Genomic DNA, 15,550 nt, shown 5'->3' with positions numbered 1-15,550 from the left:
CTGGGTACCAACAACCCTCTGCTCTGAGTGCTAACAAGCCTCGATTCTGGGTAACAAAGGGGAAGGCTCGGCAAAATAAAACCCTTGCAAGTAATCGACACCTAGGTCTTCCGCCACGCGGCAGACCTGTTCGTTGTGCACAAACTCAGCCACCGTTTTGGCTTCAAACACATGACAAAGCTGAACCAACTGCATGGCAATTTGGCGTTGCCTACGGTCTTTATCAATATTTCGAATGATACTGCCATCCAACTTGATGGTATCTGGCTCAAGTTTGATGATTTCATCGATATTTGAATAACCGGAGCCAAAGTCATCCACAATAATCTTTGCGCCGAGCTGTTTGAAGTGGTTACACACCTCTCTCATTCGGCTGTAGTCTTTGATTTGTTCGGTTTCCAGCACTTCTATCCCCACTCGCTCTGGATTCACCATTTTCTGCAACGCGCTTTCGAGCAAATACAGCGTTTTGTCGCTCATCAAATCCTGCGGGGACAAATTGATGGAGAACGAGCCTTCTCGATGTGACATCAACTCAAAGACACTGCTCAGCATTTGTCGGCTGAGTCGGGTGTAGATGTGTGTGCCTTCAATAATCGGCAGAAATTTTCCAGGGGGAATGATCTGATCGCCTTCCTGAATTCGAACCAAACACTCTTCAGACACTTTCTCATGGCTGTGCGCGGCAAATATGGGCTGAGAGTACGCAATCACGTTGTGATTCAGTACTGCTCGGCTCACCGACGATAGCCACTTCAATTGCTCCTGACGGTTTTCTTCTTCTTTTTCAAGTAATTTGGCATTGCACATGTGACGATTGTTTTTCATGCCATGACGGCGGGCTTCAATCGATTTAATTAATAACTCTTCAACGCTGGATTGTGGAAAATCTCGACGACTGGTCAGCCCACCACAAATGGAAACCGACAAACAATCCAATTCCGGCAGTCCAAAAGGTTCAAAATTCGCGTGCTCGACTTCATCCACCAATTCGGTGAATAAGTGGCGAATGTACAACCCAGTATGGTGGGATGAAAAAACCGCAGCCCATTCACCAACACCAATGCTGTACAATTCTGAGTCTCCACCAAATCTCTGCCAAAGTTGCTCTTTGAAATACTGGCTAAGATCACTGAGTAGCTGATCACCTGCCTGATAACCATACTTCTCGTTGACTTGGCTAAAATTGGTAAGCTTTACCGTTAGAAGATGTTCATTCGCCTTAATCGATGCCAAACGCTCTTTCAAAACAGAACGATTGGGCAAGCCTGTTCGCCGATCATGTCGGTAACTTTCCGTTAATCGATGCGCTTGCACCAATAACTCATTCTCCATATTTTCCTGCATATCATCGACATCGGCGATGGCATTACGTATTAGGGAAAACAAGGGCGACATTTGATGTTGAAACTGACCTTGATGGGCTGTTTCTTTTTGAACCTCGACTTCCTGTTCGCGCATGGCGAGATACGTCAAGCTGTGGTGCATAATGGTTTGATGGTTTGCATCGCGATAGAGTTCGCCTAAACAATACACACCGCTGACTTTTGCAACGGATGCAAAAGGGCTGATTTCATCAAACCCATCCGCGAAATCCAACTTCGATGAACAATTGTAGATAAAGAGGCTTTCTGGCTGGTGTGCATCGAGCTGACGCGCCCCCACTCGCACTTGCTCTTCTGTGAGTGACGGGTGGTTGTAACAGAACCGAACTTCATCTCCTACGTGCCACTGGGTATCAAACTCTATTCCGCCGTCATCCAATTTCCGAATAGGCATTTGCACTTTTTGCTGGCTGGCCTCACCTTTCATTAAAGGAAAGTCATAGAGCTGCTCAAAGGGCACGGGGTTGCCATCGGCGAGATATCGGTCGTAGATTGTCTGAACAGGGATGCCATCCAACTCATAAAGCACACCGTTATTGGCGGCAGAAACCCGAAACTTTCGACCAATAGGATTCCATTCGGCATAACAGCCGCGCCACACATGAAGCTTAGGGTTATGCAGCGCAACCGCGACGCATGCTTGTCGGTAAATTTGATCGTCCCACAATACCCAACGCCCGAACAAATTAGGCTGCGACAAGCCACCAGCAACTGGGATCTCAAATGTCAGCTCGTTAAATGCCCCAAACACTTCGTAATCTTTGGAATCAAAAAGCAATGTATCCTGGTCATTCACTTGCTCGGCAAAACAAATCACAACTTTGGTCTCTTCGCTTACTGCCAAACGCTCGACAAGTTCTTCCCCGTCTTGCTGGGTATTTCCAGTGTATGGCACCACACAAGACGTTAAACGCGTTTCGACTAGCTCACTTATCACAACCAATGTACCGAGGTTAATGATGGTTCCATCTTTGATGCAATGGCTGGTGCTTTGACCCAAAATCGTGCTGTGCGGAAAACGCTGCCTCATGAATCGACTGTATTCGATAACCCGCTCTGGGGATTGCGTAGAAAAGAGTTGTATTAGGTGATTTGCGTTTTGGTCCGGCGAGTAACTTGATACCTCAGCCTGTAACTGACTGAGATCTTGAGCCAAAATCGAATGACATTGCATATTACAAATTATTAACAGAACGTGATTTCACCCACTATAACGTTAGCATTCCTCTGGAAAACACGCATCGGATCAACTTTTTATCAATTAGCTAATAATATTTCACTTTTTAGTGATAAAGATCCAACTTTCTTGTGACCCTATGAAAGTAAAACCCAACAAAATAAGAACTTTAGCGTAAGTATGCACTTACAATCCGCTTACACATCGACGTCAGGATACTTTTGTTAGGTGGCTCAATTGAGTCACTTCGATATCTGGAATAAGACGCATATCCCGCTCAGTGGCAGTGTTACACATCTGATCATTGAACCAACATGCAAGAAGCCCACTTTCTTTTGCACCGAATACGTCACTCACAGGATGATCACCCACATGCAATATTTCACTTGGCTTCAAGCCTAAAAACGACACCGCTTTATCAAACATCTCACGATGTGGTTTTGCTTCGCCATTAGGACCGGCTTTCAACACCAATGAAAAATACTGACCCAGCCCAATCTTCTCAGGATCCACATTGCCATTGGTGATGGCCACAAGCGGCATACGCTGAGATAACTCAGCAAGCACGTGGTGCGTTTCTTCGGGGATGTCAATTTGATGCCGCCAATAAAACACCTGCTCCATGATCTGGTCTATGATGTCGGGGATAGCCTCCTCTTCATAACCAACATGTGCCAACCCTAGTGCTAACTGTGCTCGGCGAAGTAAGGTAACATCGCCAGCCACATCTGGGTTATTCTCTCTTGCAAGAGACTTAAACGTTAACCAGTCTGCTTTGGTGAACGGTGCACATTTAGGATAATGATGCGCAATCCATTGAAATACCTCTGCCTCCAACCGTAATATCACCGATCGGTTGTCATACAGAGTATCGTCTAAATCAAATGTCATGGCTTTAATGGTGGGGATACTACGATAGAAGCGCATCAGTCGTCCTTATTGCTAGAATCTTTCTTACGTGTCTTACGTGCCCTTGGGTGCGCCTTATCATAGGCCGTGGCTAAGTGCTGAAAATCAAGATGGGTATATATCTGAGTGGTGGAGATGTTTTCGTGCCCAAGCAACTCTTGAACCGCTCGTAAGTTCCCACTGGATTCCAACATATGAGTGGCAAAAGAGTGCCTGAGCTTGTGCGGGCTGATATGACTGGCAACCGACTGCTTTTGCCCCCACTCAGCCATTCGCTTTTGCACATTTCGATGAGAAATTCGCACGCCTAGCTTCGATACAAATAACGCTGGTTCACCGGGGTTTGCCAGCTCTCCTCGCAGGTTGAGCCAGTTTTTTACCCACTCTTTTGCCATACCAGAAAAGGGGACTTTACGTTCTTTATCACCTTTCCCCACAACACGCAGTTCCCCTTTGGACATCGATATATGTTTCACATCGACACTCACTAATTCCGCTAGACGCAAACCAGCACCGTACATCAGCTCCATCATGGCACGGTCACGAACCGACAAGGGATCGCTCTCATCCACATCGAGCAATTGACCGACTTCATCCACATCTAAGTTCTTAGGCAATGGGCGTTGCTTACGTGGGGCGGACACTCCCTTTGCAGGATTTGCTTGCATCTCACCACGCAATATCAAGAAATCAAAAAACGAGCGAAGCGAAGACAATCGGGTTGCAATGCTGCTGGCTTTCATGCCATCTCGCATTCCTTTGCTGGCCAACTGGCGAACCCAAGCTGCATCAACTTGAGACCAACTGTTTAGCCCCAAAGAAACAAGGTGTTCCGCCATGCTATGAAGTTGAAGTTTGTAGTTACGCTGAGTATGAAGGCTAAGCCCTCGCTCACTTCTTAAAAATTCAAAGAAGCGATCGAGCGGCTTTTGAATATCACTGGGAAGAGGTACGTTGGACATGAGTGCTCTCATCAGACTGCCATGGAAGGTTTTCCACCAAATGGCTGATCACCAGCGTCAAATGACGCAAAAACAAGGTGTCCATGTTTGGTTGAAAATGACCACCGTCATCACTGGAAAACGCAATGATTCCCAACGGCTTCTTTCTGATTATAGGCAATACGGCAAATGATCCGAGCTCTGGGACAGCATCACCAGAAAACAGCAGCGCACGATCCGTTTGCTTCATGCGACCTAAAAAAGCGTCTTTCCCATTAAAGTGGTTGGTCGCAAAACGTTGATACTGCTCTTGTTCTAAATGATGATTCTCATCTGGGCACTCAAAGATTTTCATCCACCCCTTTAAGCCCAGCTCTTGGGATTTTTGTTCGATGCAACGCACAACGTCAGTTAAGTTGCCACAATTGAGTACCTGTTGCTGTATGTCCATAAACTCATGAAACGTACGATCATTGTTTGCCGCAAGTGACATAAGTTGAGTAATTTCTTCTTCCAACTCTTCAATACGCTGGCGGTGACGATTCAACTGAACTTCCACCAATGACACCGCACCTTGCTGTTGATGTGGGATGGATAATCGCCCCACCAGCTCAGAACGGTGCTGAAAAAAATCAGGGTTATCTTGCAGATATTCGGCAACAATCTCCGCCGTGAGCGCATCCGCTTCTGGATAAGACAAAACGTTTCCTTTTAGAACAATGGGGTCTGGGACCCCTAGCAGCTTAATTGACCATCAAACACGTGGGTTGCCGGTCCCGTCATATACAGTGGTTTACCCGGACCCTGCCATCGAATTTTCAAATCCCCACCAGGCAAGTGCACGGTAACGTCTTCGTTAAGCAGCCCTTGCTCAATACCAACGGCAACAGCACCACAGGCACCACTACCACAAGCTTGAGTTTCCCCTGCACCACGCTCATACACACGCAAATTGACTTCATTGCGGGATACAACCTGCATAAAGCCAGCGTTGACACGCTCAGGGAAGCGCTCATGAGATTCCAACAACGGTCCTAAAGTATCGACATCGGCAGTGGATATATCATCGACGATCGTCACTACATGGGGGTTCCCCATGCTGACGGCACCACAAAACAAGGTTTGCTCATCAGCACGCAGAATGTAAGTTTTCTCTCTCTGCTTGGCTTTAAAGGGTATTTTTGAAGGTTCAAAAACCGGTTCGCCCATGTTTACCGTAACCTGATCGCCTTCTTCAATATTCAACACCATTTTGCCTTTCTTGGTGCTGACGCCTATCGCGTGTTTATTGGTTAAGCCTTTCATTCTCACAAAACGAGCGAAACAACGTGCGCCATTGCCACATTGCTCTACTTCGCTCCCATCTGCATTGAAAATACGGTAATGGAAGTCGGTTTCTGGATCGTAAGGCGCTTCAACCACCAGCAGTTGATCGAATCCAATACCGGTATAACGATCCGCCAAACGGCGGATCAAATCCGGAGAGAAAAACACATTTTGAGTAATGCAGTCCACAACCATGAAGTCGTTACCCAATCCGTGCATTTTTGAAAAATGAAAGTGCATGTGTTTTACATTACTCCGGTAACAGGTGTTCCAATTCCCACAAGCTGCTCAACTCTTCACGTTGACGAACTAAGTGACTTTGGTTGCCATCCACCATAACTTCCGCAGCGCGCGCGCGCGTGTTGTAGTTAGAAGACATGACGAAGGCATAAGCGCCAGCACTGCGAACCGCAAGCAAATCACCTTGCTCCAGAACCAATGCTCGATCTTTACCTAAGAAGTCGCCAGTCTCGCAAATCGGACCAACCAAATCGTAATTGGTTGCCTCACCTTCACGCGGTACAACAGGAACGATGTCTTGCCATGCTTGATATAAGGCAGGGCGGATTAAATCGTTCATTGCGGCATCGATAATCGCAAAGTTTTTGTGCTCGGTATGTTTTAGGAATTCAACTTTTGTTAACAAAACGCCAGTATTGGCTGCAATCGCACGACCAGGTTCGAAAATCAATTCCAAGTTGGAGTGGTTCGTTAATCGACCTAGCAAGGCTTTGGCGTAATCCGAAGGCTCTGGCGGCAATTCATCTTTGTAGACCACACCTAAACCGCCACCTACATCAAGATGCTTAATTTCTATGCCTTCGGCTTTTAGCTGATCAATCAATCCAAGCAAACGATCGACTGCATCAATGAAAGGCTCGATGTCTGTTAACTGAGAGCCGATGTGGCAATCAATACCCTGAATATCAAGGTTATCTAGCGTTTGGGCAAACTTGTATACGCGCAATGCTTGATCAAACGCGATACCAAATTTGTTTTCTAACAAGCCCGTAGAAATGTAGGGGTGCGTGTGGGCATCGACATCTGGATTGATTCGCAATGAAATTGGTGCGACGACATTCAGCTCTTTGGCGACCTGATTCAATAGCTCCAATTCTGGCTCTGACTCGACATTGAAGCATTTGATCTTCAGTTGCAGTGCACGGCGCATTTCATCGGCGGTTTTACCCACGCCAGAAAATACAATTTTTGCAGGGTCACCACCAGCCGCGATAACACGCTCTAGCTCACCGCGAGAGACAATATCAAAGCCAGAACCCAGTCTGGCTAACACGTTCAACACACCTAGGTTTGAGTTTGCTTTTACGGCATAACACACGAGGTGTGGGTGATCACCCACCGATTTATCAAACGCGTTCCAATGGCGCTCCAGCGTTGCACGAGAGTATACGTATAGTGGCGTGCCATATTGCTGCGCCAATTCAGTTAATGAGACGTCTTCAGCCCAAAGCTGACCATCATCCTGATAATTAAAGTAATCCAATGTTGTATCCCTGTATTCTTTTATTGCTATTGCGTTTGTTCGTTTTGCTCGGAGTCACTGGGTAAATAAAGTGCTCCTGTCTGTCCGCACCCGGCGATACCGAGTACCACAAACATAAAAAGTACCGTGATTGACTTTTTCATGCTGCAATTCGTGATAAATCATTCAATGCCCTCTATAATCGCACCACACTCAGGAAAAGCAATAGGATATAAGAGATGAACGATACTGAATTTCATCAGCTAGTGGATGAACAACTGCAAATTATCGAAGAAGCCATCGATGATTCAGGGGCGGACATCGATTATGAAACGTCGGGTAACGTCATGACCCTAGAGTTTGAAAACCGCTCTCAGATTATCATTAACCGACAAGAGCCTATGCACGAGATTTGGCTGGCGTCAAAATCGGGTGGCTTTCACTTCAAACGACAAAATAATGAGTGGATTTGTTCGAAGACGGGCGTTGAACTGATTGCTATGGTCAAAGAAGAGTGTGAAAAGCACGCACAAGAATCAATAGATTGGGACTAGAGCCCCAACAATAAGCCGCACAGAAAACAATAGGCAGTACAGAAAACAATGGGCAACACAAAAAAGGAGCGCTAGGCGCTCCTTTTTAAGATCGGATGGAAGTTATTCTTTCAAGCATTCACAGCATTATTAGAACGGTTTTGTGGTGAAGAGCCACTACGATAAGGCACAACATAAGGTTCACCGTCTTCAGGGTTCATGATTTGATAATACTGAGGCAAATTAAAATTAATGAACTTTGCGCTAATTTCTAATTCATCCTGATTGGATGTATAGAAGCGATTCACGTTACTGATCATTTCATCTTTGTCGCCACTAAACTGGTGGTACACTTCCACTCGATTCACTTCATCCAACACGTAAATGTTAAAACCTTTTATAGTGTCTTCGAAGAAAAATTGAATCAAACCCTCACTGGCAAAACTATCGACAACATTTGGCATCTGATAGTCCTGATCTTTATCGAGCATCATCAGAGGTGAGCCCTTCAGTTTATTGGTCGATATGCTGCTGTAGAAGTCGACCGAATTTTCCAGCTTCTGAACAGAAACACCACGGCGTTCAAAAAACAAGCCGTACATTTGCTCACCAATCCGAATGGCTTTAAAACGGCGACGTTTCTCTTGCTCAACAGGCTTCAAGCGCAATTCAATGCACTCCGCCAGAAGCTGGTAAACCATGTTACGCATGACACCACGCAAGTTTTTGCTATAACAAAACACATCGACTGACTCTGGCGGTAAAGCATCTTGGTGCATTTTGCCTAAAACGGTTTTCAAGGCATCCAGTATCGCCGTTTCACCCGTAAAATGTAACGTACGCACTTCATGCCATGAATTTCGGTACACCAAGTCCACACTGCCAACTAAACTACGGTGCTCTTCTCTAAAGCTAAAGATATCAATATCTTTCAAGTCAACTTTGAGTGATTTGCCTTTCAATTCAACAGTAGGATCATTTTCAAAATTAATGAACATAGCCAATTGGCTTATCTCACACGGGCTCGCTAACGCTTCCATTGTAGGACGACGCTTATGCAACGAAAACGTGTTCCGCAAATCACTCACCATTTGGTAGAACTTATCGATATCCAGTTCCGCTTCTCGCACCACAGAGTGCAAACGAGTCGACTCTGTGATCAACCCATTAAAGAAGGACCACGCCACCAACTTACTCAGATATTCATTATGTTCTAAGTGTTTTTGACCAATAATGGCGTGTGGATCTAGCGGCTGCTTATACAGATACCAGCCCACTTTATTCGTTCGACCTGGAGAAACTTGAATAAAGCTCAAATCGGATTCATGCAAATCCGGAGAAATCTGAGGGTTGAGTAAGGTTACTTTGCCCGGCAATACTTCAAAAGCCGCGTAAAGCTTGCGTGCAAGAATGCTGATGTCTTGTGGACTGATGGCTGAAGTAATGTCATTTCGGCGGGCAAACTGAATCAAGTTACGGTAACTCAGCATCAGAGCATCAAGCAATTCGTGGTGAACCACTTTGACTTGCTCCACCTTCCAGTTACGACGATCATCCAGCTCTTCAATCACACTGTCTGACCACCCCCAGCGCCTTACCATGTCACTCAGCGCTTCTCGCCGCCATGCTACCGATCCTACTCCAGGTTCACGCGATAACTTCTCGTGAGTTTTTAAATAGAAGCAACGACGAACCAAATCCAAACGACGTTGATCATTCACCCGCTCTAAATAGAGTGTGACTTTCTCGAGCATCAGATAATACGTATCCATCCCATAAAGATCGGGTTCATGGGAGAAGAATCGGCGTTTGGAATCAATACAAAGGAGGCGAGTCGCTGGGTATTCCCAAGAATAGGCTTCCAGAAGAATCGCTTTAAGAACCGATTTATACGGCGAATCAATGCTTTTATACAACTGCCACAAGTTAGAGCCAAAGTATTCTTCAGCAGGAATGCGATCAAGCTGACCAAAATCGATCCACTCACTACGGACGATTTCACCTTTAGCAACCAGCTTCTGAACGTAGTCATCATACGCTTCCTCCATTTCTGGAGGGACGACTTGCCAAAGTAATCTCTGCCCTGCCAACCGTACAGCAGAACGATAAAATTCATCAAGCAATAGTAAGTGCTGCGAGGAACCACAGTTGTCCCCAGTCATCTCTTCCGAACAATTACTTCGAAAACGCTCTTCATCCATCAAGAAAAAGTTCGCTTCTACACCTAAGTTTTTTGCCCAATCGGTGATCAACAAACACTTGTTGGTCAAATTATCTCTATCTCGTTTGGGCATCGATGGTGACACACATACCCAAACGTCCAAATCACTGGATGTACTCTGCCCAATCGAGGACGTACTTCCCATTGTATAGAGTGCCAGAATTCCCGGTTCGCCTGATGTTTCTAACGATTCACCGAGCGTCAGCTCCGTATCCTCAACAAACTGCTGCTGAATTTGATTCAATGAGAATCCCAAAATGCCATAGGGAACGTGACTTTCGAAATAACCTGGAATGGACGGATGATTGAAGTGAAGGAGAGCAGGCAGTAAATGGAATACACGTTGACTTTGCGTATCCATCAGAGCCAATGCCCGATCAATACGCTGTTGATTCAACAAATCCAATCTGTGAACAAGAGTTTCTGTAAATGCCTGCAAGGGGGTGATTCCTTGATAATGAGTTAAATTGATGTTTTTGTTCAAAGTGCATTCATAATCGCCACAAAAACGTGATCAATTTAACACTTTAATGTTCAAGGGTAAAGAATAAGCGTCTATCCTGAACACTTGCTTTCTTATTTTTGCTACATCTTGCCCTGCCACATTCACTGGCATCCCTCCTACCATATAGTAATAATAGACCTAAGAACATTTGAGATCCCAATCACATATATTTTTCTTAATATCGAGATCGATAGCCACGCAGACTTTAGGTGCGACGAAACAGTAATACTTTACCGAACACAGTGGTAGGATTGGTGCATCTGATTTACCTATATGGAAACATTATGTCCGAAAGAGCTCCCATTCGCATCGCAACCAGAAAAAGTCCACTCGCCCTTTGGCAAGCGCATTTCGTCAAAGATTCTTTGCAAGCGGTGCATCCTGGCTTAAACGTTGAATTGGTCACTATGGTGACCAAGGGAGACATTATCTTGGACACTCCACTTGCGAAAGTCGGTGGAAAGGGGTTGTTCGTCAAAGAACTTGAAGTGGCAATGCTGGAAGGTCGTGCTGACCTCGCGGTTCACTCGATGAAAGACGTTCCTGTCGATTTTCCTGAAGGGCTGGGACTGGTGACGATTTGTGAGCGTGAGGACCCACGTGATGCCTTCGTATCCAACACCTTCGCGTCAATCGACGACCTTCCACAAGGTGCCGTTGTTGGGACCTGCAGTTTACGTCGTCAATGCCAGTTGAAAGAGTATCGACCCGATCTGAACATCAAGGAACTTCGTGGGAATGTCGGAACTCGACTCGGCAAACTAGATGCCGGTGAATATGATGCCATTATCCTCGCAGCCGCTGGCTTAAAGCGTCTAAAATTGGAAGAACGCATTTGCAGTTTCATTGAACCAGAACAATCACTTCCAGCCGTAGGACAAGGAGCTGTGGGTATTGAGTGCCGATTAGACGATGAATACCTCATTCGGTTACTCGAACCTTTAAATCATACTGAAACGGCAAATCGAGTTGCCGCTGAACGTGCAATGAACCTAACCCTCGAAGGCGGGTGTCAGGTGCCAATTGGTAGCTACTCGCTTATCGAAGGTGATGAGATTTGGCTCCGGGCGCTTGTTGGTGAGCCCGATGGTTCCAAAATCGTGCGCGGTGAAATTAAAGGCCCAGTAACCAAAGCACAGGAATTAGGTGTCACCCTAGCTAACCAACTCCTTGACCAAGGCGCAAAAGACATTCTGAAGCGCTTATATCAGGATCATGAGTAAGTAGGTCTTATGGCGGTATTGGTCACCCGTCCGGGACAAGATGGCATCGAACTGTGTGAAGCGTTACAAGCGCTGCACACTGATGCCATCCACCATCCGTTAATTCAGTTCCAGCCATCCAAAAATAGCGACGCACTTCTTAATCAGCTTCACCATGCCGATATTATTATCGCTGTCAGCCAACACGCTGTTCATTTCACTCATAAAATACTGAAAGAACAGAAAGCCAAATGGCCAGAAAGCGTGTCATACCTTGCCATTGGTCAAAAAACCGCATACAAATTAGGCAAAGTGACCCAACAAAAAGTACACTATCCAACAACCAGCGACAGTGAACACTTTCTGCAATTGCCTCAATTGCAAAACGTTTCTCAGCTTTCCATAGTGATCTTGCGGGGGAGCGGTGGCAGAGAGTTGATTTTTGAATCGCTGTCGAATAAGAAGGCAAGAGTCGTATACGCTGAAGTTTATCAGCGACACCCGATTCCATTTAATCCGGAAAATTCTATTCAATATTGGCGTAGCCGCAATGTTGATACTTTGATTGTCACGAGTAGTGAACAACTCTGCTACCTAGAACAATCAATGTCGACAACTCAAAAAGACTGGCTACATACTTTAAGCCTTTTAGTGCCAAGCCAACGGATAGCTATTCTCGCTAGAGAGCAGGGCTATCAAACTATCGTGAATACAGGCAGCGCAGCAAATTCGGACTTGCTGAATGCAGTTAGCAAGAAATAAAACAGGACAAGAGCATGGTAAGTAAAAAAAACAACAACGAGCACATTGAACCTGAAGAAACACAAGAAGAGACAATAGAGCCGACGGAAACGGCATCTGATCCTTCACAAAGCCAAGAAGCAGACAAACCGCAAGTCAAAGAACGTGAGCCTATTAAGTTTGAAGAAAAACAAGGCAAGAGAGGCGTTAAGCTTGGTACGATTGCGATCATTCTCTCGCTTATCTTCGGAGGCGGTCTTACCTACCTAATCCAACAAAAAACACAGCAACAAGAAAAAGAAATCGCCCAGCTCAAGGCTCAATTTAAAGCGACCCAAACGAACCTAGCTCAAGAATTGGAGTCCGTAAAAAACGAAACGGCCGCTCTAAACCGTGACACCGTCAACCGCACTAAGGTCGAGTTAGAGCAACAGCAAAAAAGCATTGAAAGCCTCCAACTCGCATTGGCCGATGTAAAAGGTCGCCGTCCAAATGACTGGCTCCTAGCCGAATCTGATTATTTGGTGAAACTGGCAGGTAGAAAGCTGTTTTTAGAGCACGATATTGTCAGCGCGACCAAACTGATGGAAAGTGCCGATCAGCGCATTGCAGCACTTAATGACCCGAGCTTGGTTCCTTTGAGAAGAGCCATGGCAAATGACATTACCAATCTACGATCGCTGCCATTAATTGACCGAGACGGATTGGTCATTGCATTAACGAGTTTGCAGCTTCAAGTCGATGGTTTACCGCTCGCCAATGCGATTCTTCCCGAGAGTATGGTTGTTGAGCAACAAAAAGTATCAACTGATATAAACGACTGGAAACAAAACCTAAAAGCCTCCTTAAGTGAGTTTTCAGAGCAATTCATTACCTTCCGAACCCGAGATGGCAATGTTATCCCACTACTGTCACCTGAACAGCATTTCTACTTGCGTGAGAACATTAAAGCAAAGCTAGAAACAGCAATGAAAGGGGTATACACCGAACAAGGCGAAGTGTTCTCAACAGCACTTAAAGTCGCTCATGAATGGTCAACTCAATTCTTTAATTTGGATGAACCCGCTGTCCAAAAATTTAACCAACGTATCGCCACATTGGGCAAACAAAACATCCAAGTCAATTACCCAGTAAAACTAGAGTCACAAGAACTCCTTTCCGACGTCATTTCAGATCGCCTACGCCGAGAGGTGACCACCATAATTACGGAGGAGACTAAATGATTCGTGCAATTTTCCTCTTTGTCATTCTGGGAGTCGGTCTTTACGCTGGTACTCAGTTTTCTGGTCAACAGGGCTACGTCTTAATCTCCATAGCCGATAAGACGATAGAAATGAGCGTGACAACGCTGGTGATCTTCATAATTATCATTCTTGCGGCACTATTTGGCTTGGAATTCCTCATTAAAAAACTCCTCTATACCAGCAGCGCCACTTGGAACTGGTTTAGTGTCCGTAAAATGAAGCGTGCCCGTCGCTATACAAACGAAGGCATCATCATGCTTTTAGAAGGCGACTGGAAAGGGGCAGAGAAAAAAGTCACCCGCTGGGCAAACCATCATGACATGCCAATGCTTTGTTATCTTGTTGCGTCAGAAGCCGCACAAGGGCTTGGCGATAAGAGCAAACGCGATCATTACTTAACGTTAGCTTCAAAGCAGGAAAACTCCGATCTCGCAGTAGAGCTGACAAGAGCAAAACAACTTGTGAAAGACGCACAATATGAATTGGCTTTAGATACCTTGCATTCCCTGCGTGATCGCTATACCTGCAATCCAATAGTGCTCGAACTTCTTAAAACCGTTTATAAAGAATTGTCGTTATGGCAGAACACGATTGAGCTATTGCCACTGCTAAAGAAAGCCAAACTCATTGACCCAGTTGAACACGACTCTTTGATGTTAAAAGCGCAATGTGGGTTACTTGCCGACGTTGCTCAACAAAAGGGAAGTGAAGGTCTACTCGCATACTGGAATGGGCTACCGAAAAAGGCTCGCCAAGATGACACACTTATCTACTGCCTACTAGAGCAACTGATCGAGCGTAAAGCCGATTCGCAAGCTTATATAATCGTAAGAGATAGACTGAAAAAGCAACCTGACGACAAACTGTATTCACTGATCTCCGAAATGAACTTACCCGATCTACATCCGGCTGTTGTTCTTCTTCAAGGCGCGCTTCAAAAAGAGGGGGACAGCGCGACAATACACAGCACGCTTGCTCAGTTGCTGATGCGTCAAGAGAACTGGTCTGAAGCTCAGTACCATTTCGAGCAAGCACTGAGACTGCGACAAGACATTTCAGATTACGCCTACCTAGCGGATGTTTTAGAGAAGCAACAGCTCACTCAAGCCGCTGGGGACGTCTCACGTAAAGCGCTTGCGTTAATGGAGAGCAAATCTTAATCCCACTTTGACTCATCTTCTTAAAGCCAGCGACAAATCGCTGGCTTTGTCTTTCCCAACAAACCTATTCACATCAACTCTGAATAACCAAACACCTTTTTAGCCGATGTTTTGCCGCTGACTGGGTTGAATTCATCAGCAATAGGCTCACTGCTGAACATACAAATTCGCCCTATTATCAGAAAAGGCTGCAGACTAAAAAGGACATCATATACATGTACCATTTAATTCAACGATAATAACGATAATGTTCCCAAAGTTTGTGCCGCTTGGAATTGCTTTCTTGAGAATACTGTTCGTGTCGCCAAAATGTGCATTAGAGAGAGCGAGTGTAGAGACCTGACTCGTTAACTTTCCTGATTGGTATCACTTCAGGCTTAAAACACCTCCAAACAACCTCAACAAGCATAGAGATTCAATAGGGCATATCGTTCTAGGGCTTGTCACTGCTTGGTATACAGCGGCTAGGTAGGATGCAAGATTGGGGTTACAAAACACCCATTGATGACTAAAGAGCTGCTCACCCAAGGGCGTTTATTCTAAATCGGTATCATAACCACAAAACGACAAAAGCCCAGTCGAGAGACTGGGCTTTCTAAATAAATGGCGGAGTGGACGGGACTCGAACCCGCGACCCCCGGCGTGACAGGCCGGTATTCTAACCAACTGAACTACCACTCCGCAGTGGAAAACTTGCCTTAGCAAGTGTTCAAAATCAAAGCC

13 protein-coding genes and 1 tRNA gene are annotated in these 15,550 nt (G+C 45.6%); 5 read left to right on the top strand and 9 right to left on the bottom strand.

Annotated elements, in window-relative coordinates:
- Positions 1-30: 30 nt before the first annotated feature.
- The 7 genes from HC752_RS20555 to lptM all read right to left on the bottom strand — a co-directional run bounded on the left by HC752_RS20555 (position 31) and on the right by lptM (position 7,385).
- A complete protein-coding gene (locus HC752_RS20555) occupies positions 31-2,559 on the bottom strand; it encodes a bifunctional diguanylate cyclase/phosphodiesterase (protein ID WP_190337074.1) in 2,529 nt (842 codons plus the stop codon).
- Positions 2,560-2,772: 213 nt separating this feature from the next.
- A complete protein-coding gene (gene yigB, locus HC752_RS20550; RefSeq protein WP_190337073.1) occupies positions 2,773-3,489 on the bottom strand; it encodes a 5-amino-6-(5-phospho-D-ribitylamino)uracil phosphatase YigB in 717 nt (238 codons plus the stop codon).
- Entirely contained in the window at positions 3,489-4,433 is a 945-nt protein-coding gene (gene xerC, locus HC752_RS20545; protein ID WP_190337072.1) for a tyrosine recombinase XerC, read from the bottom strand. Before xerC ends, yigB begins: the two co-directional genes overlap by 1 nt.
- Entirely contained in the window at positions 4,408-5,112 is a 705-nt protein-coding gene (locus HC752_RS20540) for a DUF484 family protein (protein ID WP_190337071.1), read from the bottom strand. The genes xerC and HC752_RS20540 overlap by 26 nt, the downstream gene beginning before the upstream one ends.
- A gap of 35 nt (positions 5,113-5,147) precedes the next feature.
- The gene (gene dapF / locus HC752_RS20535; RefSeq protein WP_190337070.1) at positions 5,148-5,978 is read right to left on the bottom strand and encodes a diaminopimelate epimerase; all 831 of its coding nucleotides are present in this window, start codon (positions 5,976-5,978) and stop codon (positions 5,148-5,150) included.
- 10 nt (positions 5,979-5,988) lie between these two features.
- Positions 5,989-7,242, bottom strand: coding sequence for a diaminopimelate decarboxylase (lysA, locus tag HC752_RS20530; protein WP_190337069.1), 1,254 nt, complete (start codon positions 7,240-7,242; stop codon positions 5,989-5,991).
- 26 nt (positions 7,243-7,268) lie between these two features.
- The gene (gene lptM / locus HC752_RS25495; RefSeq protein ID WP_190337068.1) at positions 7,269-7,385 is read right to left on the bottom strand and encodes an LPS translocon maturation chaperone LptM; all 117 of its coding nucleotides are present in this window, start codon (positions 7,383-7,385) and stop codon (positions 7,269-7,271) included.
- A gap of 75 nt (positions 7,386-7,460) precedes the next feature.
- Here lptM and cyaY point away from each other — a divergent pair, with 75 nt between their 5' ends.
- Positions 7,461-7,775 (top strand): iron donor protein CyaY, encoded by a 315-nt coding sequence (gene cyaY, locus HC752_RS20520; protein ID WP_190337067.1) that lies wholly within the window; start codon positions 7,461-7,463, stop codon positions 7,773-7,775.
- A gap of 110 nt (positions 7,776-7,885) precedes the next feature.
- Here the strand turns inward: cyaY and HC752_RS20515 are convergent, their stop codons facing one another.
- Positions 7,886-10,414: a class I adenylate cyclase gene (locus HC752_RS20515; RefSeq protein ID WP_190337066.1), complete on the bottom strand. Its 2,529-nt coding sequence runs from the start codon at positions 10,412-10,414 to the stop codon at positions 7,886-7,888.
- A gap of 350 nt (positions 10,415-10,764) precedes the next feature.
- Between HC752_RS20515 and hemC the strand changes: the two genes are divergently transcribed.
- From hemC to HC752_RS20495, 4 genes are read left to right on the top strand one after another with little or no spacing between them, the layout of a single operon-like run.
- On the top strand, positions 10,765-11,703 hold the full coding sequence (gene hemC / locus HC752_RS20510; RefSeq protein ID WP_190337065.1) for a hydroxymethylbilane synthase: 939 nt from the start codon (positions 10,765-10,767) through the stop codon (positions 11,701-11,703).
- A gap of 9 nt (positions 11,704-11,712) precedes the next feature.
- On the top strand, positions 11,713-12,444 hold the full coding sequence (locus HC752_RS20505; RefSeq protein WP_190337064.1) for a uroporphyrinogen-III synthase: 732 nt from the start codon (positions 11,713-11,715) through the stop codon (positions 12,442-12,444).
- 14 nt (positions 12,445-12,458) lie between these two features.
- Positions 12,459-13,646 carry a uroporphyrinogen-III C-methyltransferase gene (locus HC752_RS20500; protein WP_190337063.1) on the top strand — a complete coding sequence of 396 codons (1,188 nt, stop codon included), beginning with the start codon at positions 12,459-12,461 and terminating at the stop codon, positions 13,644-13,646.
- A complete protein-coding gene (locus tag HC752_RS20495) occupies positions 13,643-14,827 on the top strand; it encodes a heme biosynthesis HemY N-terminal domain-containing protein (protein WP_190337062.1) in 1,185 nt (394 codons plus the stop codon). The genes HC752_RS20500 and HC752_RS20495 overlap by 4 nt, the downstream gene beginning before the upstream one ends.
- Positions 14,828-15,431: 604 nt before the next feature.
- On the opposite strand, the gene HC752_RS20490 is transcribed toward HC752_RS20495, so the two are convergent.
- Positions 15,432-15,508, bottom strand: a tRNA-Asp gene (locus HC752_RS20490).
- Positions 15,509-15,550: the final 42 nt, after the last annotated feature.

Origin of the sequence: Vibrio sp. S9_S30 (assembly GCF_014694455.1) — a bacterium.
In the GTDB taxonomy this organism is placed as follows: Bacteria; Pseudomonadota; Gammaproteobacteria; order Enterobacterales; family Vibrionaceae; genus Vibrio.
The sequence above is the reverse complement of the archived record's forward strand: the minus strand, read 5'-3'. Positions and strand labels throughout refer to the sequence as shown.